The organism is Limibacter armeniacum (assembly GCF_036880985.1).
GTDB classification, from domain to species: domain Bacteria; phylum Bacteroidota; class Bacteroidia; order Cytophagales; family Flammeovirgaceae; genus Limibacter; species Limibacter armeniacum.
This window is the reverse complement of the sequence record NZ_JBAJNO010000009.1, coordinates 286,630-306,873: the sequence shown is the minus strand read 5'-3', so window position 1 is coordinate 306,873 and position 20,244 is coordinate 286,630. Positions and strand designations below refer to the sequence as shown.

Here is a 20,244-nt window from a genome sequence, read left to right as displayed (position 1 = left end):
TTATGAAAGTGCTAAAAAAGAAAGGACTTCCTGTAAATGCAGAAAGTCCTTCATATATGCTTTGGGAGTGAATACTATTCACCTCTGTGAGATACCATCTGGTCTTTAAATGCAGTGCATCCAAGCCATAAATCCTTAAGTTCCCGATCAGGAAATGCATTGATTTTTCCTTGAATAGAAGCCCTGTTTGCCATCTCAAAATATTTACAAGCTGTTGCAGCATCATGATTGGCGACACAGGCAACGGCAATCATTTGAAAGTAATTTCTTTTTACCTCCATAGATTTTTCACCTTTTAGCCCAGCTGATATATACTCAATGGCAGACTCATATTGTCCTGAGAGTAGGAGCAAGTTACCGTACTCAAGCTTATAGTCTCTTTCAATTGTTTCAGGAGAAAGGAAAGTGTCAACCAAATAATTTTTCTCTTCTAGTGCTTTGGCTGTTTCTTCCAGAGAGTTTCTTAATTCAGAACGACTCATCTTGGTTTGTTTTTGCCATTGATCTAGAATTCTGTGTGCTTGTTTTTCTAAATACTCCAACGGGATAATGCTGGTATGTTCCTGTGAAAGAGCAGGGGATTGCACTACGGATAAGCCCATGGACATAAGGACTGATAAAAGAAATAAGGTCTTGGTAATTTTAGTATGCATAAGCTAGTTGTTTTTGGACCGATTTGGTTAGGTGTGAGCAGGCAGCTGGTTATTGGGAGAAATACCTTTGAGATAAGCGCTGTGGTATCGGGGATAAGCCTGCATAAACAAGTTAGTATTCCATTTGGAATATTACTGTCAAATCTTGTATCGATCTTACAAGTGCAGGAGCGAAGTGGAGTACATTAAATCTTTATAAGAGTCAATAATGGAAAGAGGGAATTAGATTAATCTAATTTTAATATTGACCTAAGGTAAGTCAGGATTGAAGGTTGCAGCTGAAATAGAGAAATTTGGTTATAAATTGCCCGAAAACCTACCTGTCAAGGGTGTGGTTAGGATGTTAAAAGATTGAAATTATAGGGTTTAAGCAAGTGGAAGAAGAGTCCGGCTTTGAGTGTCTAAAGCCGGATATTAGAGTTAACCTCAAATTCCTATTCCATTTCTATAATTAAGCCTCTTAGCCCCATATCAACTACATTTTCCTGAACCACTCCTGTGACATCAATATCCCATTCTCCATTTTGGTTGGTATCGACCCATTCAAAGCTATTGTTGACGGAGAATGACAGGATAACTTGTTTGTCTACTGTTTCATCACCAGTAATAACTAAAGGTTCCTTGAGTTTACCGGTCACGATGCATGAGCCTTGTGGAATGGTAACACCAAACTCATCCAACAGGTTGACAACAGTTGTCGATCCGGCAGGTGCCTGACCCGTAATTGGAATGGAAGCAGTGATGTACTTTTGGTATGGATCATCCAATTGTGGTTCAAAAGCCCAAAAACCTTGTGGTTTTTCTCCATTTACTTTTATGCTGTAATTCTTTACCTGATGGCTTGTTATATAGGTGTTGAACCCAATAAATCCTGCAAGTGTACCAGTTTGGTCTTTTAGTTCACTTGGAAGTGGAGAAGGAAGGTTGATCAGGTTGAAGCGTACATCAGCATTCTGATAGGTTACTGATACCCTCATGTATTCATAAGTACCAATTGGGAGTTTACTGGTAGGGACTTCCAAAAATATTTCATTAGCACCACTTTGAATTGCTTCATCAAAGACAATTGCTTTTTCGAATTCCGAAGAAACAGATGGCATAGATACACCTTCGTATACAACAGCGCCTTCACCAACCATTGTCCATTTGTTTGGCACAAACTCAATATAGTGAACACTCATACTGTTGAACTCAGGAGATAAGGCAGCGTGTCCTTCTGCTATTGTAACTTCATTTCCCAAGTTATCGAGTCTAGCTTGTGTCTTGTCGAATTCAAACTTGAACTGTAGGTTAGGACCTGTTAGTTTAAGATTGTTGTCATCAGACCCCTCACAAGCGGTCAAAATAGTAGTAGCAAGAAGTAGTTGAAGAAGTTTGTTTTTCATCTTTATCACAAAAAGTTAATTCTATTAGAATCAAAAAAAGCCGTCATTTGACGGCTGGTTTTTTAGTAGTTTATACTTTCAATGGTGAATGTTTTCAGTCCGGCAGGGGTCTGTACTTCAACGCTTTCACCTAGCTTCCTGTTCAGTAAGGCTTTTCCGATAGGAGAGACAACACTGAGTGTTTGCTGCTTGATGTTAGCCTCATCTACACCAACAAGTCTAAACTGCATACTTCTCCCTGTCTCATCTTTGAATTTGACATAAGCACCGAATGCTACGATTGATGTATTTCTTACCTCAGGATTGTATACGGTTAGGATCTTAAAACGCTTGTGTAGAAAGCCGATCTTACGGTCAAGTTCACGAAGTCTTTTTTTGCCGTAAATATATTCAGCGTTTTCAGAGCGGTCACCCATTGCTGCAGCTTCAGATACAGCTTCTGTTACCTGTTTGCGCTCATCCCAAAGCGCTTCCATGTCCTTGTTTAATTTCTGCCAGCCTTCAGGCGTAATGAATGTCGCTTCCTTCATATTGATATCAGAATATCTTAGAATTTGCTGCTTTACAAATTAATACTGTTTCCTATTTTCTTGTGAATAAAGGCTTAAACATAGCTTTTATTGCTAATAGCAAGGCACAATATCATAAAATACTAGTGATGTTCAAAAGGGAGTGAATAAGTGAGATGTGTGGTTAGAAGGTTATGCTTAATCTGGGATTGACGATTTTAATATGAAATGGCTTGTAAATGAGTTGGTTAAAAAATGGTAGGCGTAAGTAGAAGTTTGGCAAAAAGTTATGGCCAAAGAATGATAGTTTAAAATGTTTGTGTAATACTCTTTACTTGTATGGAATCAGGTTGACATCAAAATGTAAGATTTGTTTGAAATCAACACCAGCTTCTTCCATATCTTCATCTGTTTCTTCATAATACCAATTGAGAACGACTTCTTTTCTGTTAGCAATTGATTCTAGCACTCGGAACATATCCATCAGACATTTCGCAGTGCTAGTATTAAAGTAGCATAATCGAATGTCGCAAACAGTTCTATCTTGAGGTTGGGAGACATACTCTTTTACCCAATCCATAGTATGGCGGTAAAAGTCAAATGGGTTGGAGACTAAAGCAAAGCCAGAAATGCTGAGATAACCTTTTTTGTAATTCAGACTGATCTCAGGCTTTTTCCTTTGAGCAGGCAGATAATAGTTTTTCATAAAGGGAGCAAATAGGCGTAAAGAATCCGATGAGTTTTAACAAACTGATATCGGTTATGATGTTGTTAAGCGTGTGATATTGTGTTTTTAGAATGCATTATATAGCATTTCTAATGAAATTACCGTCTAATTAAATTTATAAAATAATTTTAAGATTATCCTATCATGTAAGGTTTTTTTGAGAAAAGAAAAAAGACAGCCCTTTAAAGGACTGTCTTAGCATGAAAAGCAGACTTATTTATTTAGTAGGTCTTTTGCTGTTGTCTGTATTTTTAGCTGTAGTCTTGCCATCTCGTCCTCACTTACCTGATGATCGAAAGTGAGGTTCAATGCCTTGTTAAAAGCTTTATAAGCATCTGCTATTTTACCTGTTCGGTAATGATAGTCACCGAGTATTTCAAGGTTTTGTGGCGAAGAGTTCAGCTGTATGGCATGTTCTATCCATGCTTTAGCTTCTTGAAGATTGTAGCCTCTGTTGATACAGATTTGTGCAGCATTGGCATAAGCTTCCGCATTGCTACTTCCTGCATTTTCAACATAAGTTCTCAGCTCTGCAATTTCTTTTGCAGCAGTGGAGTGGCGTAAATCGCCTGTACCGGCAAAAGCATTAAAAGAGATAAGGAAAGCTGACAGGATAACAGTAATTGAGTTTTTGATGATCTGGTTCATTTTTTTAATCAGTAAATTAATTTGACACTAGATTTTTTAAGTAGATGGCTATCTGCCATTTGAAATTTAATTTTTGACACTTGCCCTTCTAATTTGCTATTTGTGTGCCATAAAAATGTAAATGATTGTAATTCAATCTTTTACGATTGAAATCTTTCTATGTGGGATCTATGATTTATGTTCGTTTTTGAACAGAAGGTGTTCAAACTCAGGAAAGTAAAAAGGGATTGAACTTATTTTTAGGTTGCACTTGAGATGTGATTAATCTTAAAATTCATTTAATTGTAATATTACAAATTGAAAAAATCACATCTATATCTATGAGGTTCCCAAGAGTTGTCTATTTCTTTCTACTAATAGTAGCAGTTAGCTGTAATAATAAGGTACATCGATTGGTACATAAGGATTTTACAAAGCATGCCGTTCTTTCTCAAAATTTTAGTGGGCTAGCAATCTATGATCCTGGCCGTAGGGAAATGTTATATGAAGAAAATGCAGATAAGTATTTTACACCTGCTTCTAACACTAAAATTTACACTTTCTTCACAAGTCTAGAAGTACTTGGGGATTCCATTCCAGGGCTAAAATATATCACTAGAGGTGATTCATTGATCTTTTGGGGAACAGGAGATCCTTCTCTTTTGAATCCAAATATGGAACAAACTTCAGATAGAGTATTTGATTTTTTGAAGAGCAGACCTGAAAAGTTGTTTTATGCCAACAAACCATATTCAGACCCTTCTTTTGGTCCGGGTTGGGCATGGGATGATTACAATGACTACTATTCAGCAGAGAGAAGTCCATTTCCGGTTTTTGGTAACGTAGTCTCAGGAGTTAAAGAAAAAGGAGGGCTGAATGTCTCGCTGACTCCATCATTCTTTACTACAGTTTTTGAAGAAGGGATTTATGAAGAATCAGCTTATACCAAAAGGGATAAAAACGATAACAGATTCATTTATGCATTTAAGGAAGAAGACGAATGGAATGAGCAAGTTCCTTTTATTTGGTCATCTGAGTTAGCGATTGAGCTTTTGTCTGATACATTGCACAAAGAGATCGCACATTTCCCATTTAGTCAGGAGTTTTATGACGAATCTGTCCAAACCGTTTACAGTATTCCAACTGATACGCTACTGAAGCGAATGATGCTTCCGAGTGACAATTTTATTGCAGAACAATTACTGTTGGTCTGTCATGATGCATTGACAGATACATTGGCTTCTTCAGAAATGATTGATATCGCGCTGGACTCCATTTTGAATGATTTGCCTGACAGACCTAGGTGGGTAGATGGTTCTGGACTTTCAAGATATAACCTTTTTACACCTCGTAATACTGTTTATATTCTAAATAAGCTCTACCAAAAGCTTCCTGAGGAACGAATTTTTGAAATGTTTCCTGCTGGTGGCAAAAGTGGAACGCTGAAAAACTATTATAAGGCAGATGTACCATATATATATGCAAAGACTGGTAGCTTCTCTAACAATCATTCACTGAGTGGCTATTTGATTACCAAAAAAGGGAAACGACTTATCTTCAGTTTTATGCACAATAATTATATGGTTAGCTCAAGGTTGATCAAGCAAGTGATGGAGGAAGTATTAATCAAATTGAGAGATAACTATTAATAACAACAAACTTGATTCAAACGCTAATTTTTTACTATGAACAAAAAATTGATTTTATCAGGCATATGTCTGGCAGCTACATTCTTTACCGGATGTCAAAAAGAAAAAGCAGATGCTATCTATACAAATGGTATCATATACCAAGTTGATAGTACATTTTCTAAAGCAGAGGCTTTTGCAGTGAAAAATGGGAAGTTTTTGTCTGTTGGCTCTTCAGATGAAATATTGAGTCAGTATGAAAGTGATAAAATGATAGACCTTAATGGAAATCCTGTTTATCCTGGCTTCTATGATGCACACTGTCATTTTGTAGAATTGGGTAATGTTTTGCAGACAGCTAATTTGGTAGGGACAAAGTCGTTTTCAGAAATTCTTGAAAAACTAAAAGGATTTAGAACGGCACATCCTGCTCAAGCGTGGTTAGAAGGTAGAGGCTGGGATCAAAATGATTGGGAGGATAAATCTTTTCCAACGAAGGATTCTTTAGATATCTTATTCCCTGATGTTCCTGTAATTCTGACCCGTATTGATGGACATGCCGTATTGGTCAATAGTAAAGCTTTGGAGTTAGGAGGTGTAGATGAAGGAACTAAAGTTGAAGGTGGAAAAGTAGTGCTCGAAAATGGACAGCCGACTGGTATTTTAGTTGATAATGCTGCCAATTTGGTGATAGAGGCAATGCCTGACCTAACTGAAGCACAACTTGGAGACAACTTGAAAATAGCGGAAGAACTTTGTTTTCAAAATGGAATAACGACTGTTGCAGATGCAGGATTAAGGAAAAAGCAGATTGATTTTGTGGGCAAGATGCATGACAATGGAAACTTGAAAATAAGAATGTATGCGATGGCTCATCCTGCAGATACATCCTTTTATTTTGGAAATGGCCCTGTTAAAACTGATAGGCTAAATGTCACTTCCTTTAAGATTTATGCAGATGGGGCACTTGGATCACGAGGGGCTTGCCTGTTGCATCCTTACCATGATGATCCTGATAATTCAGGTTTTTTGTTAGAAAGTGTGGAAGACTTGAGAAACCTAGTTAAAGCAATTTCATTACTTGATTTTCAGGCAAATACCCACTGTATTGGTGACTCAGCCAATCGTGCATTATTGGATATTTATGGAGAAGTACTGAAAGGTGAAAATGATAAGAGATGGAGAATTGAGCATGCACAGGTGGTATCGTCTGATGATATGGAAAAGTTTGCTAAGTATAATGTAATTCCATCTGTTCAGCCGACACATGCTACTTCAGATATGTATTGGGCTGAAGACAGGCTTGGAAAGGACAGAATTAAAACGGCATATGCATATAAGACGCTATTGGAGCAAAATGGCATGCTGGCAATCGGTAGTGATTTTCCGGTAGAAGATGTTAATCCATTGTATGGTTTTCATGCTGCAGTAGCAAGACAAGATGGCGAAAACTATCCAGAAGAAGGTTTTCAGATGGAAAATGCTATTTCAAGAGAAGACGCATTAAGAGGAATGACAATCTGGGCGGCTTATGCTCAGTTTGAGGAAAATGAAAATGGTAGTATTGAAGAGGGTAAAAAAGCTGACTTTGTTATTTTGTCCGAAGATATTATGACCGCTCCTAATGAGAAGCTTAGGGATGTTAAGGTAATGAATACAATCGTTGGTGGAGAAGAAGTATTTACTCAACAAAAACTTGATAAGGTAAATATGTAAAAGAAGACTTAGTTTAATCGTGAATCAGACTGATCCCTTTCTTATGCAGTAATAACTGTATAGGAAAGGGATTTTTATATTTTTCAATTGGATAAAATGTGGTAAGTATTCGAACACTTTTGTTCGTTTATGAACAATTTAAATTGTGTGAGTAAGGGTTGTTTTTGGTTGTAAGTGTAAGTAAATGAGGTGTTTGCGTTAATTGGTACGCTTATGGAAAAGTAATTGGTATATCGTCATAAGTTAACTAGTGTCAAACAACGTATTAGCGAGCAAGTGAATTTGCTCAAAATCTAGTGTCATCAGAATGCCAAGAGGATTAGCCTCTTGGCATGAACTAACAAATTTCTAGTGTCGAATTTTAAAGATATGAATAATAAGCAAAGTACAATGATAACAGTGCTGTTAATATTGGCATTAGCAATGTCGTACTTTTCAGCTTTTGCAAACTTATCGTCAAAGTTTGCTTCAAAGGAAACAATTTCAACTGTAATACCGAAAGCGATTAGCGAATTCAGCGAAAGCTCCGGAATTAATTGAAAATTGGATAGAAGATAGATAGATTTGGGAATCCTGGTAGCTATTTGGCTGCCAGGATTTTTTATTTTGTTTGATGATCTAAAACCAAGAGCACATGGATATTGACCTTTTGATTTTGGCAATGGCATTATCGATCTGTTGGTAAACAGAGGGAAGTGACTCAATAGAAAACCCATAGAGATGCTCTTCGATGATATATCTTAAGTCTGTGGAAAGACCTTCATCTATAATCTCCCCTTGCTCCATCATTTCAGGATACTGTCTTTCAATATAATGACAACAAAGATTGTAGAGAGAGGTATGCTTGTATTGAAGCAGCTTATCTCTTTCCGTTAGCATCTGAGTTTGTTCGCGATCAGCCAAATTAAAAAAACTTTTCAGTGAAGGGTTATAAAAAGTATATGTATTCATATCTGTATCTTAATCTTCAATAAGTTGACGGTAAAGTTTTCCAAAAGCGCCATTAGTTTTAGCATTAAGCTCGCCCAGCTTATCATATTCATTTCGGTTAACCTTACCAGGTAAGTTTATAGTCATCATTTCTTCTGACCTTAATTTTTGAGCTTTTCTTAACAATGTAGACGCTAATATTTTTTGATCTCGGGTCAAACCTCTATTCAAGTCAATCATACTAAATCAGTTAGACAAACCTTGTTAGGTATTTATTTGAATTGGTCTGTATTTATCTATAATGTTAAATATTGTAACTCAAAATTACTAAATGCTTTTTTTATTGTCAATAAAATACTTAAAAATGTTTATTTAAATAGCATTAAATGGTGGGATTCCGTTCTTGAAATTTTTTAAGTGGTATTGAAATGAAATATTGCTCGTGTAATAGTTATTAAGAATCCCCAAAGTTTTCCCATCCAAAAAAGACCAACTTGTACGACGGTCCCTTGAGTGCTTAGTCGAACAAAGACTCTGTTGATGGGGCTAAAACTGAACTTCTTTTAAACCAGTCACTATGAAGAAATTATTACTACTAATTTTCATTTCAATGATGTTCCACCAAACAACTATTGCACAGCAAGTGCTGAAAGGAAGTATGAGTGGTTCCGCCAGAAACACATTGGTGAAAGAGGCTACTGACATCATCGATGATTGGCGTAATAAAACAGGACACAATACGACAATGCTGAATGACAAACTTAATAAGGCCAATAGTAAGCTGAAGTACTTAGAAGCGGATAGGATATCATTTTTGACCGATGACGAACAGCTATTGAGCTACATGAAAGAGAAGGGGAGACTCAGTTTATTATTAGGTGAATATGATGAGGCAATTGGTAGCTTAAGACAATGTCTGGTACTTGAGGCTAGCCCAGGGTTGGCTGCAAAATACGCTCAAATGCTTGGTGTTGCATGTGTAGCTGCTAGTCAACATGAACGGGCGTGTCAGTATTTTGAATTGGCATCTGAGCTATCAGGAGGAAAAAATGATCATTTTGATCGGGATGTACATCAACTTTGGAAATCTTGCTGTGGATTGTAACTTCTTACTTTAGTTTATCATATGGGCTGTCTAATTTAATTAGACAGCTTTTTTTATCTATCAGTGAGTGATATTGATCAGAATTTGAGGATTGATAGATTTTATCAGTGTCAGAAATTCTTCTTCTGCTTCAGGTGAAATTAGAATATAGCTTTTGCTGTACTTAATCTCTAGCCTTGTAAGAGAAAGGGCTGGGGATGACATCAGGCTGTAGCTTCTATTTATCTGATGGATTTCACTGATAGGAATAACAGAATGGGTAATGGGCCCAATTTTAATGATCATAAAATCATTGGTGATCTGATAGGCTGTACCTAACCATACAGTCCCAACAATTGAGAGAATGGGCGTCCATAGAATAACGATCACCAAAAACTCTTCATACCCCTTATAGGTATTCAGCGCTGTTGTGATATGCATTAACAGAATAGCTAACAATAAGCCCCAAATGCAAATACCCAACGCTTTACTTTTGGCTGAAGGAAAATACTGTGAGACTTGTTTTAAATTTTCTTTCCCTAAGTCCATAATGATGTCATGTATATTCTCTACATTAATTTACCAAAAATCATCATGAATTAATTGCTTGTACCTACAAATGGGTATTTATCTTCTGAAAGAATGATAAGACTCGATATTTATTTGATAAATTCTTTGAATGATTCACATATTTGTTGGAAGACTATTATTACTTTTGATTAATACCACTAACATCTAAGTAAAGACTTTTAATAAAAAGGAATTGTCTTATTTATAGACGTAGTCTTGAACTTATGGTGAGCGACTATCAGTAACTACTTATTACCTCATGCAATTATTTTCAGAGAAGGAAAAGCACCTGAATATTAACCAAGGAGTAAACACTTCAATTGACTCATTATGTCAAAAATCATTGGAAAGGGTATCGAACTTGGTATCTAGACTTTTTGACTTGCCAATTGTATTCATTTCAATTTTCGATACAGATAAATATGTAACGGCCGTTACTCATGGCAATGTTGAGGGTAATAAGGATCAATTAACTTCCTTTTGTGCTTATATAGAAGAACATTCTGTCAGCTTAACAGAAATACAGCACGCATCTGAAAATGATCAAACAAAGCATCACCCTTTAGTAAATGCAAAACTGGGAGTTCGATATATAGTAGGTAGTTTATTAAGGGATGAAAAGAATAATGTAATCGGTGCACTCACTGCACTTGATTACAGACCTAACAAACTTTCAGGAAAAGATAAGATCTCCTTTGAGTTATTCGCTGAAGATGCAGCCAGCCATATTATTTCTGCAACGATCAGAAATCACCAAAAGTCAAACCTTTCCTCACAAAATGTAAGGCATACTCAAAAACTTGATAAGCTAATAGTGGATTTTTTTACTAAGACTGCAGGCTTGTTATGTGTTTTGAATAAAAATGGTGAGATCCTCCGTATCAGTGAAGGTTGGAAGGACATATTTTTTAACCTTGATAAGGTTCCTCATTATGAGTTTTTTACTGATGTTGCGCATGATGAAATGGATGGGCTGAAAAGTCAAATTCTAAATCTAAAAGAGGAAGAATTCCTTCAAGAAATATCGACAAGTTTCAGAACACGTTCAGGTTTATTTCGAGCCATTGAGTTATCAGTATTTAAGAAGTATGATCATTTTTTTATAGAGGGTAAAGATATAGCAAATAAGCTGTTGAACTTTGAAATGCTGACCAATAGGAGTCAACTACTTCATATGCTGTATAATAATATTCCTATGATGATGGGAGTAGTTGAATTGGAAGATCGGGATATCATTCATATAAAGGATAATGTATTTACAGCAAGCTTTTTCAATTTACCAATTGATGAATTAAAGGGTAAGCGCTCAAGTGAGTTGGGGATTGGAAAGGAGTGTATTGACCTTTGGATCAAATATTACAAAAAGGCAGAAGCAGAAGGAAAGCCACAGCAGTTTGAATACCTACAAAGAGTGGGTGGGGAAGATTGGTACCTTTCGGCTACAGCAAGTTATTTAGGAGAGAATCAACATGGCGTAAAGCACTATGCATATTCTGTCAATGATATCACAGAGAAGATAAGCATAGAAACAGAACTGAAAACAACGAATGAACGGCTAGGGTTACTGGAAAACTTTATCAATAGTGGAATTGATGCAATGCAGGTGTCGGATGAAACAGGAACTTTAATCTTTGTCAATACGGCAGCAGCCGAACTGTTGGGAATTCCTCAACATGAAGCCTATAAATATAAAGTGCAGGATTTTGCGCCATTTTATCATACACAGGGAGAATGGGATGACCATGTAAAATGGTTGAGAGATGAAGGAAAGCAGATTGTTGAAAGCACGAATATAAATGTTCAGTCTGGCGAAACATTTCCTGTTGAAGTTACACTCAATTATGAAATTGTGGATGGTAAGGGGTATGTCATTGCTAACACAAGAGAGATTTCTAAGCGTAAAGAGTCTGAAGCAGAATTACGGTTAACGAAGGAAATGCTTGAGCAGACTAACTCAATAGCGAGAGTAGGGGGGTGGGAGTATTCGTTAGAGGATAACCGTCTCTATTGGTCTTCACTGACGAAGCAGATTCATGAAGTCCCAGAAAATTACCATCCAGATTTATACCAAACCCTTAATTTCTTTAGAGAAGGTAAAAACCGAGACCGTATTACAAGTGCTTTGAAAAGAGCTATGAAATATGGAGAGAGTTACGATGGAGAATTTCAACTCCAGACAGCAAAGGGTAATGAGGTTTGGGTACGTATAATAGCCAAGGTTGAATTTCAAGATGGTATTTGTAAAAGACTTTATGGCTCATTTCAGGATATAACAGAAAGGAAGCATGAAGAGGTGATGTTAAGGTTGATGGAGTCTGTGATTACAAACGCCAATGATGCAATTGTAATAACAGAGGCTATCACGATAAAGGGGCGGGAAGAACTAACAATCATTTATGTAAATGACGCTTTTACCAGAATAACAGGTCAGAATCCTGAAGAAGTAATTGGCTTACATCCAAGTGCTGTTGCTAGTTGGCGTTTGGATCCTACCTCATGGCAGGAGCTAAATGAAGCGATGGCTACAAATCAGCCTTATGAATTGGTTTTAGTGGACCAAAGGAAAAATGGTGAATCTTATTGGGTGAACCTCTCGATATTGCCAGTTGTAAACAAATTCAGAGCTGATAAGCAAAAACATTATGTGGCAATAGGACGAGACGTGACCAGACAGAAACTTTATGAAGAAGAAATAATTAAGGCAAAAGAACAGGCTGAGGCAGCGAGTGTTGCCAAGTCAAACTTCTTGGCTAATATGAGTCATGAGATTCGAACTCCACTTAACAGTGTGATAGGTTTTACAGATTTGTTGCTTAAAACGGATCTGGATGAGAGTCAACACGAATACATGCAATACGTAAATCATTCAGCCAATTCTTTATTGGAACTGGTGAATGATGTTTTGGACTTCTCAAAAATTGAAGCAGGAAAATTGGAGCTTTCCATTGAGAAGACAGATTTGTGGGAAGTAGTAGAGCAGGTTATTGACCTTATAAAATATAAGGTTGAGGACAAGGATGTTGAGTTATTGGTGAATTTATCACCTGACTTGCCTCGATATATATGGGTAGATCCGCTTAGGTTAAGACAAGTGTTGATGAACCTGCTAAGTAATGCCGTGAAGTTTACTTATGAGGGAGAGATAGAGTTTTCAATTAGAGAGGCTGAGTCGGCTAATACTGGCAATGGAATGAACCTTGAGTTTGCTGTTAGGGATACAGGCATTGGTATTTCGGAAGAACATCAGCAGAAGATTTTTGAGTCTTTCTCTCAGGCAGATAGTTCAACAACTCGTAAATATGGCGGGACAGGATTAGGGTTGTCTATCTCAAATCAGCTTTTAGCCTTGATGGGAACCAAGTTGAAACTTGAAAGTAAGGAAGGAAAAGGAAGTACATTCTCTTTTAATGTCGTAATCGATTCAGAAGAGTATAACCTGGAGGTTTGGGATGATCTTTCTGCTGAAGTAGAGCATGTTTTATTGGTAGATGATAATGTGCAAAATTTACGAATTCTTGAAAAGTTATTGTCCAAAAAAGGAGTTACCTGCGAAACGGCTGACACTGGGAATAAGGCATTACAGTTGCTTAAAGATGGGTATATTTACGATGCGATTATCATAGATAACCAAATGCCACAAATGAGTGGGTTGGAACTTGCAGAGCAAATCAGGAATTCTCTGCAAAAGGATGAGAAGGAGTTACCAATCATACTGATGCATAAGTTGACTAATGACCTTAACTTATACAGACTTTGTGCAGAATATCGAGTGAAGAATATGTTAGTGAAACCTGTGATGGTTAATCAGTTGTATACTGCATTACTGAATCTCCAAGCAGGCAAAGATACTAGTGAAAACACAATTCATGAGCAGAAGGTATACCATTGCAATTCAACTATTCTTATTGTGGATGATAACCGGTTGAATATGCTTTTGGCAAGGAGTATTATCAGTAACATCATGCCATCAGTTGTTATTGTAGAAGCTCAAAATGGTAAAGAAGCCATTGAAAAGTTTAGGGTACATAATCCTGATTTGGTGCTGATGGATATCCAAATGCCAGTGATGAGTGGCTATGAGGCTACAAAAAAAATCAGAAAGATAGAGCAAGGGAAGAAGCATACCCCTATTATTGCACTGACAGCAGGTACACTGAAAGAAGATCGGGATAATAGCATGAAGGCAGGGTTGGATGATTACATCAACAAGCCTATCATTTTAGAAAGATTGCTGGTGGTACTGGAAAAATGGTTACCTGTAAAGAATATCTCAATAACGTCTGAGCTGGTGGAGAAAGAAGTGTCAAACAGTAGACAGCACTTTAACTTGGAAGCCCTCAGAAATAGGCTTGGTAAGAATATCTCCATTGAAGAGGACTTGAAGCAAGTCGTATTGGGAGGAGAATTGCGGGTTATGTTGAAATTCTTGGATGATGCTATAGCAGAGCGCTCAATCAAAAAGGTAAAATCAGCTGCACACAAGATAAAAGCGACAAGTATTAGTGTATGCTTTGAAGTGTTGGGTGAATTGGCTATACAGCTGGAAGAAATAAATAAATATGATATGCCAAAGGTGGAGCTGCTGCATCAGAAAATAAAAGCCGAGGTAGGCATCTTGGAAAGGTACTTTGGTACAAGAGATTAAATCAAATAAACTAATAACAGGTTCTTTTCTATAAAAGAACGACTGAATACAAATAAATTAGAATGGCGAAAATTGCTTTTTTATCTACTTTTTATCCTTATCGTGGAGGAATAGCTCAATTCAATGCGCAGCTTTATAGAACATTGGAAGGGCAGGGGCATCAATTGAAAGTGTGGAACTTTAGCCTTCAGTATCCTTCTTTACTTTTTCCGGGAACAACTCAGTATGTCAATGAAAACGATAAGGCTGATGCAATTCCTTCTGTTAGATCATTGAACAGCATTAATCCAGTCAGTTATATTTCAACAGCTAACCAGATTCTAGACTTTGCTCCAGATATTCTGATTATCAGGTTTTGGATGCCTTTTTTTGCTCCTTCATTGGGCTACGTAGCAGGCAAACTAAAAAAGAAAGGCACTAAGGTAATTGCTGTGATCGATAACCTCATTCCTCATGAACCTAGATTAGGTGATAAGCAACTGACGGATTATTTCCTGAAGCGTTGTGATGGTTATTTGGTTATGAGTGACGTTGTGGAAAATGACCTGAAAAAGGTTAAGCCAGATGCAAAGTATATTTTTCATCCTCACCCAATTTATGATCATTTCGGAGCCAAGCTGGAAAGAAGTATAGCTAGAAAGAAACTCAATATTGAGGAGGGGCAGAAGGTACTTTTGTATTTTGGATTAATCAGAAAGTACAAAGGGTTGGACATCTTACTGGATGCATTCAATGAGCTGAATGATTCTTACACACTGTTGGCAGTGGGTGAGCCTTATGAAGATTTTGCTCCATATCAAGCCCTGATTGACAAAAATAAGAATAAGGACAGAATCATAACGGTGACGGAGTATGTGAGTGATGAAGAAGTTCCTGTTTATTTTTCAGCTGCAGATGTGTCAGTCTTGCCTTACCGTTCAGCAACACAAAGCGGAGTCGTTGCAATCAGCTATCATTTTGATGTACCTGTGATCGTAACAGATGTTGGAGGACTCAAAGGGTCGGTAGCACCATATGGAGCAGGAATTGTAGTGGACAAGCCTGATTCAACTCTTATCTTGGAGGCCATTCATCAATACTTTGATGGGAATAACCAATCCGAAATGTCAACAGCCTTGCAGCAGTTCAAGGAAGGGTATTCATGGGAAAACTTGGCAACGGAACTGGTAGACTTTGCAGGTAAATGTTAAGAACTATTGAGGAGGGTAATTGATGTTTGGCTTTAAAAAATCTGAAGACGCTTTCATTAATCTATCGTCCTCATTTTGTATTTTTGTTCTCAATATCATGCATTTAACATTTTGCACAGTATGAGGGAAGGGCAACTTTTATTATGGGGAGAGGATACGGTATCTGAGAGTTCATACCCGCAAATATTAATTCCAGAAAAGATTTTAGAGATAGATAAAAAGGAAGCTACAGTCGCAGGAGCCTTACCGGAACCGCCTGCGGAGCCACAGAAGAAGGTTTTTCCTATTTCAAAGCTGATGTATAGTGCTTTTTTTCTGTGTGCCTTTTTAGGGATTATACTGCTGAATAACTGGATATTGGCATTTGTTTGTGGAGTACTGGGTTGTGCGTTTGTATTCTTAGGCACAAAAAGGAAAGTAAACAATATAAGAAGGCATAATGAGCACCTGAAAGAACTGTACAACCGGGAAATGGGAGTGTATAGAAAGGCTTTGATTCATTATGAGAAAATGGTCAAGCAAATGATTTCTCCTGCCGAACATGCATCTTATAGGAAAAAGAAGAAACAGGAAGTCATAAGTGATACGACTGAACCTACTTATCTAGAAAGGGAAGTGAATAGAGGTAGAGCAGAAGCGGAGTTTCGTGACAGGTTAGGGTATTGGTTTCCGGGTAAAATCTATACAGTATTTCAGTTGGGTAACTTTGAAAAACCGTATGTTCCAGATATTGTCTATAAGGATCATACAGGTTTACACATAGACATTGAAATTGACGAACCATACTCTGTTGAGTCAGGGGAGCCTATTCATTATATCGGAGCTGATGACAGGAGAAATCGTTTTTTCCTTGAAAATGGTTGGGTCGTTATGCGTTTCAGTGAGGAACAGGTAAAAAGGTATCCAGATAGCTGCTGCCGTGAAATTGGGCAAGTGTTATCACAACTGAAGCACGAGCCAATTCGGGATGGCTTGAATAAGGTCAGGAAACTTCCTGCACAGAAATGTTGGAATAAGGAAGAAGCCACGTTTTTGGCTCAGAACAACTATCGAAATCAATTGTTGAATTTGGAAAACTAACTAACTGAAGTAGTCAGTTAGTTTTCCAATTTATAGCATTTTAGATGTTAGCCGTTTCTTCCGGTTCTTGAAACCTTGATTCAAGGTGGTGGAAGTCAAATAAGTCGTGGTCCATCAAATGAGACGGTGAGACGTTTTTGATTGAATTGAAAATAACTTCACTTCTTCCCGGATATTGCTGATCCCATTCTCGAAGCATTTTCTTGATGTTTTGTCTCTGCATATTTTCCTGAGAGCCGCATAAGTTACAAGGAATGATCGGGAAGTTGGCGATCTGGCTGTACTTTTCAATATCCTGCTCTTTACAATACGCCAAAGGACGGATGACGACGTGTTTGCCATCATCAGTACGATATTTGGCAGGCATGGCTTCCAGCTTTCCACTGAACATCATATTCAGCAGCAGTGTCTCGATGATATCATCTCGGTGGTGCCCCAATGCAATTTTTGTAACACCCAGCGCATCAGCAGTTGTGTAAAGAGTGCCTCTTCGTAAGCGTGAACACAAACTGCACATGGTTTTGCCTTCAGGGACTTTATCCATGACAATTGAGTAAGTATCCTTCTCAACGATCTTAAATGGAACCTCCAGACTTTTCAGGTAATTAGGCAAAATATCTTCAGGAAAACCAGGCTGCTTTTGATCCAAGTTCACTGCGATAATCTCAAAACTATGTTGCATGGCATTTTGCATATTCAATAGCATATCCAACATAGTATAACTATCCTTACCTCCAGAAAGGCAAACCATTACCTTGTCGCCTTCCTCAATCAGACCAAAATCTTCATTGGCATTCCAAACAGCTTTTCTAAGCTTCTTGGTTAATTTTATATTTTCGTGCTCTTGCTGATTCATAATTTCTCGTATAACTGCAGACGCGCGAATTTCGTGATATCTTTTTTAATGCACAATCTAGCCTTTTAATTAATGTCAAATACAACCATGATGAATTGGGCTTTGATAGTGTGATTGATAAATTTGTCCCTTTCAGATAAACAACACTTAAGATCAACAAGAATGAAAAAAATACTCATAACAGGTGTCAGTAAAGGGTTAGGGTGGGGCATTGCCCAATATTTTTTGAATGAGGGATTTAAGGTTTTGGGGATTAGTAGAGGTATTCTGGAGGACTTGAATAAAAATGAAAACTTTAAGCATTTGGCTTTAGACTTGAGCGATTTGAGCTCAATCCAACCATCTGTGAAAAAGTTTTTAGCTGATGAAGGTGACCTTGAGTATATCGTATTGAATGCAGGTATGCTCGGTGAGATAAAGGATTTGCAGGAAACATCGATGGAAGACCTAAAAACACTAATGGATGTCAATGTATGGTCAAATAAGGAGTTGTTGGATACTGTATTTACTCAACCTAGTAAGGTCAAGCAGGTGGTGGCTATCTCGTCAGGGGCAAGCATCAATGGTAACCGAGGTTGGGGTGGATACTCAATTTCAAAAGCAGCGTTGAATATGATGATCAAACTCTATGCGGCAGAGAAAGAAGCAGTTCATTTCAATACATTGGCTCCGGGGCTGATTGATACAGGAATGCAGGATTATCTATGTGGGGAAGTGGATGAATCAAAATTTGAAAGTACACTTAGATTGAAAGCTGCCAAAGGAACTTCATCAATGCCTAAACCTAAAGAAGCAGGGGTTATTATTGGTAAAGCAATTCCAAAACTGATAGAGTACCAGAGTGGGGACTATGTTGATGTTCGTAAAATGTAAATAGAGCTTGCTTGAGAATTGTCTTGGTTCTCCACAAGACAACTCTCAAGGCTTATGATGATTTATAAACTATCAATGCTGATGATAATGCCAATTGTGTCACTATTTGTTTTATAAAGACTTAAGTGCATGGTATAAGGAATACCATCCCGATGTTTCAGCCTGATCCATTTTTCCTGACCTGTCTGTATTACATCAACAATTGCTTCCAGTACTTCAAGGAAACATTGTTTGTCGAGCATATGCTTGACAGTCGCAATACTTTTTTTGGTAGAACTATCTGTAAGCTTAAAGAAAAAATTAGCCTCTTCGTTATAGCGTTCAATTTCTAGTTCCTGATTCAGGATAATCATAGCTTGTTTGCTATGACCAATCAAATTTTGAACCTCCTCATTCAGTGATCTTACATTGTATTTATACTCATTCAGCAGTTCATTCATCAGGTTCAACCTTGAATGCTGATTGTTGATTCTGAAATTCAGTCGTTTATTTTCTTTCTTGAGGCTGTGGACTTGTTTTTTGAGAAAACTGTGTTCAGAAATATCGACAGCAAATCCTCCAACATACGTTTTAGAACCACTGTACATAGGAATTGGAAATTTAATAATCAGAAAATCTTTATAGGTATCATTTCTGAAGGTGATTCGTTCGATACTCCTATAAACTTTTCTTTTTTTGATTACATACTGATCAGAGCTGACTCTTTCTTTTGCTGTATCTAAATCTGTAAGGTCAAAGTCAGTAAATCCAATAATCCGGTTGCCTACTTGAAGGAAATCATTTTCTAAATGTTGATTGATGTACTTGTAAACTCCTTTTTCAGTCTTGACCCAAGCAGAAGCTGAAAAGGCATCCATGAAGTATTGAAAATAGGAGGCATGTTCGGGAAAGGTATTTTGAGTAGGGGGTGAGGAAGAAAAAGATATAAGCTTATTAATAACTCTTTTGATAGAGTATAGAAATTTGGACGAAAAAGAGTTCATAGTCTTGAGTTAAATAAGAAGGTTTGGGCTGTACTCAAAGAAGTCTACAGTATAATTCCGTTTTTAGCGCTAATCCAATGTTTTAATAAAACACGGATGTAAGTTGTCATATATGACCTATAACACTCAAATTAATTTGAGTAGTAGACCATGAAGATATTTTAAACAATAATAGTTTTTAGCGTACCAGTACAATATTGAATAGTAGTAAGTTGCGAGTGCAAAGTCTTTTCATGTCGTGTGTGTTGTGTTGCCGTTATTTGATCGTAATCTTGCTGAAATATAGGCTCAACACGCTATTTTCTCCAAATAATTAGTACTAAATAGTTTATTTTATTTATACCTCAACACTTCCATTTGACAAAGTTAATTATATAGGCTGTTACCTCATATTACTAATGATGCAATTTTGTCAAAAGTCAATGGCTTAGTCAATACCTTTTCTATAGGAATGAGCGTCTTTACCTCTGAAGGGATAACCCCTTTATCCTCAGAGTCTTTTAAAAGAAATACTTTACAGGTGAGGTCATGGGTACGTAATAACCTTCCAAAATATTTTAGAAACTCAAATGAGTCATGTGAATATGTACTCACATCTATCATCAGTAAAGATGGAAGTATTTGTGGAGAGTTGGAAGTGCTTTGAATATAATCCTTAGCCTCGGCTGGGGCTGTGAAAAAAACGACCTTGTCAGCAACTTTATTGGAGAGGAATAACTTGCTGATTTTCATTATTTCGGCTCTGTTTGACTCAATTAAGAGTACTTTGTTTTTAGTTGACATGTTGA

The 20,244-nt window shown here is 37.2% G+C and carries 18 protein-coding genes; 7 read left to right on the top strand and 11 right to left on the bottom strand.

What is annotated here, in order from left to right; all coding sequences use genetic code 11:
- Window positions 1-74: 74 nt before the first annotated feature.
- The 5 genes from V6R21_RS18870 to V6R21_RS18850 form a co-directional block, all read right to left on the bottom strand.
- Entirely contained in the window at window positions 75-653 is a 579-nt protein-coding gene (locus V6R21_RS18870) for a hypothetical protein (RefSeq protein ID WP_334245145.1), read from the bottom strand.
- A 434-nt stretch (window positions 654-1,087) separates the two neighbouring features.
- The gene (locus V6R21_RS18865; protein WP_334245144.1) at window positions 1,088-2,038 is read right to left on the bottom strand and encodes a hypothetical protein; all 951 of its coding nucleotides are present in this window, start codon (window positions 2,036-2,038) and stop codon (window positions 1,088-1,090) included.
- Between the two features lie 62 nt (window positions 2,039-2,100).
- The gene (locus V6R21_RS18860) at window positions 2,101-2,568 is read right to left on the bottom strand and encodes a GreA/GreB family elongation factor (RefSeq protein ID WP_334245143.1); all 468 of its coding nucleotides are present in this window, start codon (window positions 2,566-2,568) and stop codon (window positions 2,101-2,103) included.
- A gap of 310 nt (window positions 2,569-2,878) precedes the next feature.
- Entirely contained in the window at window positions 2,879-3,253 is a 375-nt protein-coding gene (locus tag V6R21_RS18855) for a DUF1987 domain-containing protein (protein WP_334245142.1), read from the bottom strand.
- A 234-nt stretch (window positions 3,254-3,487) separates the two neighbouring features.
- Window positions 3,488-3,922: a tetratricopeptide repeat protein gene (locus tag V6R21_RS18850; protein ID WP_334245141.1), complete on the bottom strand. Its 435-nt coding sequence runs from the start codon at window positions 3,920-3,922 to the stop codon at window positions 3,488-3,490.
- A gap of 320 nt (window positions 3,923-4,242) precedes the next feature.
- Here V6R21_RS18850 and V6R21_RS18845 point away from each other — a divergent pair, with 320 nt between their 5' ends.
- Complete coding sequence (locus V6R21_RS18845; protein WP_334245140.1) at window positions 4,243-5,550, top strand: D-alanyl-D-alanine carboxypeptidase; 1,308 nt, start codon at window positions 4,243-4,245, stop codon at window positions 5,548-5,550.
- A 36-nt stretch (window positions 5,551-5,586) separates the two neighbouring features.
- The gene (locus V6R21_RS18840) at window positions 5,587-7,245 is read left to right on the top strand and encodes an amidohydrolase (protein WP_334245139.1); all 1,659 of its coding nucleotides are present in this window, start codon (window positions 5,587-5,589) and stop codon (window positions 7,243-7,245) included.
- Window positions 7,246-7,863: 618 nt separating this feature from the next.
- Here V6R21_RS18840 and V6R21_RS18835 read toward each other — a convergent pair.
- Window positions 7,864-8,124 carry a hypothetical protein gene (locus tag V6R21_RS18835; RefSeq protein WP_334245138.1) on the bottom strand — a complete coding sequence of 87 codons (261 nt, stop codon included), beginning with the start codon at window positions 8,122-8,124 and terminating at the stop codon, window positions 7,864-7,866.
- A gap of 81 nt (window positions 8,125-8,205) precedes the next feature.
- Entirely contained in the window at window positions 8,206-8,415 is a 210-nt protein-coding gene (locus V6R21_RS18830; protein WP_334245137.1) for a hypothetical protein, read from the bottom strand.
- Window positions 8,416-8,752: 337 nt separating this feature from the next.
- Between V6R21_RS18830 and V6R21_RS18825 the strand changes: the two genes are divergently transcribed.
- Window positions 8,753-9,280 (top strand): hypothetical protein, encoded by a 528-nt coding sequence (locus V6R21_RS18825; protein WP_334245136.1) that lies wholly within the window; start codon window positions 8,753-8,755, stop codon window positions 9,278-9,280.
- A 60-nt stretch (window positions 9,281-9,340) separates the two neighbouring features.
- Here the strand turns inward: V6R21_RS18825 and V6R21_RS18820 are convergent, their stop codons facing one another.
- Window positions 9,341-9,700: a PH domain-containing protein gene (locus tag V6R21_RS18820; RefSeq protein WP_334245135.1), complete on the bottom strand. Its 360-nt coding sequence runs from the start codon at window positions 9,698-9,700 to the stop codon at window positions 9,341-9,343.
- Window positions 9,701-10,088: 388 nt separating this feature from the next.
- Between V6R21_RS18820 and V6R21_RS18815 the strand changes: the two genes are divergently transcribed.
- From V6R21_RS18815 to V6R21_RS18805, 3 genes are all read left to right on the top strand, one after another.
- On the top strand, window positions 10,089-14,474 hold the full coding sequence (locus tag V6R21_RS18815) for a PAS domain-containing hybrid sensor histidine kinase/response regulator (RefSeq protein ID WP_334245134.1): 4,386 nt from the start codon (window positions 10,089-10,091) through the stop codon (window positions 14,472-14,474).
- Between the two features lie 62 nt (window positions 14,475-14,536).
- Window positions 14,537-15,664: a glycosyltransferase gene (locus V6R21_RS18810; protein ID WP_334245133.1), complete on the top strand. Its 1,128-nt coding sequence runs from the start codon at window positions 14,537-14,539 to the stop codon at window positions 15,662-15,664.
- A gap of 120 nt (window positions 15,665-15,784) precedes the next feature.
- Window positions 15,785-16,744 (top strand): hypothetical protein, encoded by a 960-nt coding sequence (locus V6R21_RS18805; RefSeq protein ID WP_334245132.1) that lies wholly within the window; start codon window positions 15,785-15,787, stop codon window positions 16,742-16,744.
- 40 nt (window positions 16,745-16,784) lie between these two features.
- Here V6R21_RS18805 and ttcA read toward each other — a convergent pair whose 3' ends face one another.
- The gene (gene ttcA / locus V6R21_RS18800; RefSeq protein ID WP_334245131.1) at window positions 16,785-17,600 is read right to left on the bottom strand and encodes a tRNA 2-thiocytidine(32) synthetase TtcA; all 816 of its coding nucleotides are present in this window, start codon (window positions 17,598-17,600) and stop codon (window positions 16,785-16,787) included.
- A gap of 162 nt (window positions 17,601-17,762) precedes the next feature.
- On the opposite strand from ttcA, the gene V6R21_RS18795 reads away from it, so the two are divergent.
- Entirely contained in the window at window positions 17,763-18,473 is a 711-nt protein-coding gene (locus tag V6R21_RS18795; RefSeq protein ID WP_334245130.1) for an SDR family NAD(P)-dependent oxidoreductase, read from the top strand.
- A gap of 62 nt (window positions 18,474-18,535) precedes the next feature.
- Here V6R21_RS18795 and V6R21_RS18790 read toward each other — a convergent pair whose 3' ends face one another.
- Both V6R21_RS18790 and V6R21_RS18785 read right to left on the bottom strand, forming a co-directional pair.
- Window positions 18,536-19,330 (bottom strand): PAS domain-containing protein, encoded by a 795-nt coding sequence (locus V6R21_RS18790; RefSeq protein WP_334245129.1) that lies wholly within the window; start codon window positions 19,328-19,330, stop codon window positions 18,536-18,538.
- A gap of 513 nt (window positions 19,331-19,843) precedes the next feature.
- Window positions 19,844-20,239 (bottom strand): response regulator, encoded by a 396-nt coding sequence (locus tag V6R21_RS18785; protein ID WP_334245128.1) that lies wholly within the window; start codon window positions 20,237-20,239, stop codon window positions 19,844-19,846.
- Window positions 20,240-20,244 lie beyond the last annotated feature (5 nt).

Bases quoted from the DNA above. Each gene is read 5' to 3' on its own strand.
- V6R21_RS18870 (WP_334245145.1), bottom strand. From the start codon at position 653: ATGCATACTAAAATTACCAAGACCTTATTTCTTTTATCAGTCCTTATG.
- V6R21_RS18865 (WP_334245144.1), bottom strand. From the start codon at position 2,038: ATGAAAAACAAACTTCTTCAACTACTTCTTGCTACTACTATTTTGACC.
- V6R21_RS18860 (WP_334245143.1), bottom strand. From the start codon at position 2,568: ATGAAGGAAGCGACATTCATTACGCCTGAAGGCTGGCAGAAATTAAAC.
- V6R21_RS18855 (WP_334245142.1), bottom strand. From the start codon at position 3,253: ATGAAAAACTATTATCTGCCTGCTCAAAGGAAAAAGCCTGAGATCAGT.
- V6R21_RS18850 (WP_334245141.1), bottom strand. From the start codon at position 3,922: ATGAACCAGATCATCAAAAACTCAATTACTGTTATCCTGTCAGCTTTC.
- V6R21_RS18845 (WP_334245140.1), top strand. From the start codon at position 4,243: ATGAGGTTCCCAAGAGTTGTCTATTTCTTTCTACTAATAGTAGCAGTT.
- V6R21_RS18840 (WP_334245139.1), top strand. From the start codon at position 5,587: ATGAACAAAAAATTGATTTTATCAGGCATATGTCTGGCAGCTACATTC.
- V6R21_RS18835 (WP_334245138.1), bottom strand. From the start codon at position 8,124: ATGCTAACGGAAAGAGATAAGCTGCTTCAATACAAGCATACCTCTCTC.
- V6R21_RS18830 (WP_334245137.1), bottom strand. From the start codon at position 8,415: ATGATTGACTTGAATAGAGGTTTGACCCGAGATCAAAAAATATTAGCG.
- V6R21_RS18825 (WP_334245136.1), top strand. From the start codon at position 8,753: ATGAAGAAATTATTACTACTAATTTTCATTTCAATGATGTTCCACCAA.
- V6R21_RS18820 (WP_334245135.1), bottom strand. From the start codon at position 9,700: ATGCATATCACAACAGCGCTGAATACCTATAAGGGGTATGAAGAGTTT.
- V6R21_RS18815 (WP_334245134.1), top strand. From the start codon at position 10,089: ATGCAATTATTTTCAGAGAAGGAAAAGCACCTGAATATTAACCAAGGA.
- V6R21_RS18810 (WP_334245133.1), top strand. From the start codon at position 14,537: ATGGCGAAAATTGCTTTTTTATCTACTTTTTATCCTTATCGTGGAGGA.
- V6R21_RS18805 (WP_334245132.1), top strand. From the start codon at position 15,785: ATGAGGGAAGGGCAACTTTTATTATGGGGAGAGGATACGGTATCTGAG.
- ttcA (WP_334245131.1), bottom strand. From the start codon at position 17,600: ATGAATCAGCAAGAGCACGAAAATATAAAATTAACCAAGAAGCTTAGA.
- V6R21_RS18795 (WP_334245130.1), top strand. From the start codon at position 17,763: ATGAAAAAAATACTCATAACAGGTGTCAGTAAAGGGTTAGGGTGGGGC.
- V6R21_RS18790 (WP_334245129.1), bottom strand. From the start codon at position 19,330: ATGGATGCCTTTTCAGCTTCTGCTTGGGTCAAGACTGAAAAAGGAGTT.
- V6R21_RS18785 (WP_334245128.1), bottom strand. From the start codon at position 20,239: ATGTCAACTAAAAACAAAGTACTCTTAATTGAGTCAAACAGAGCCGAA.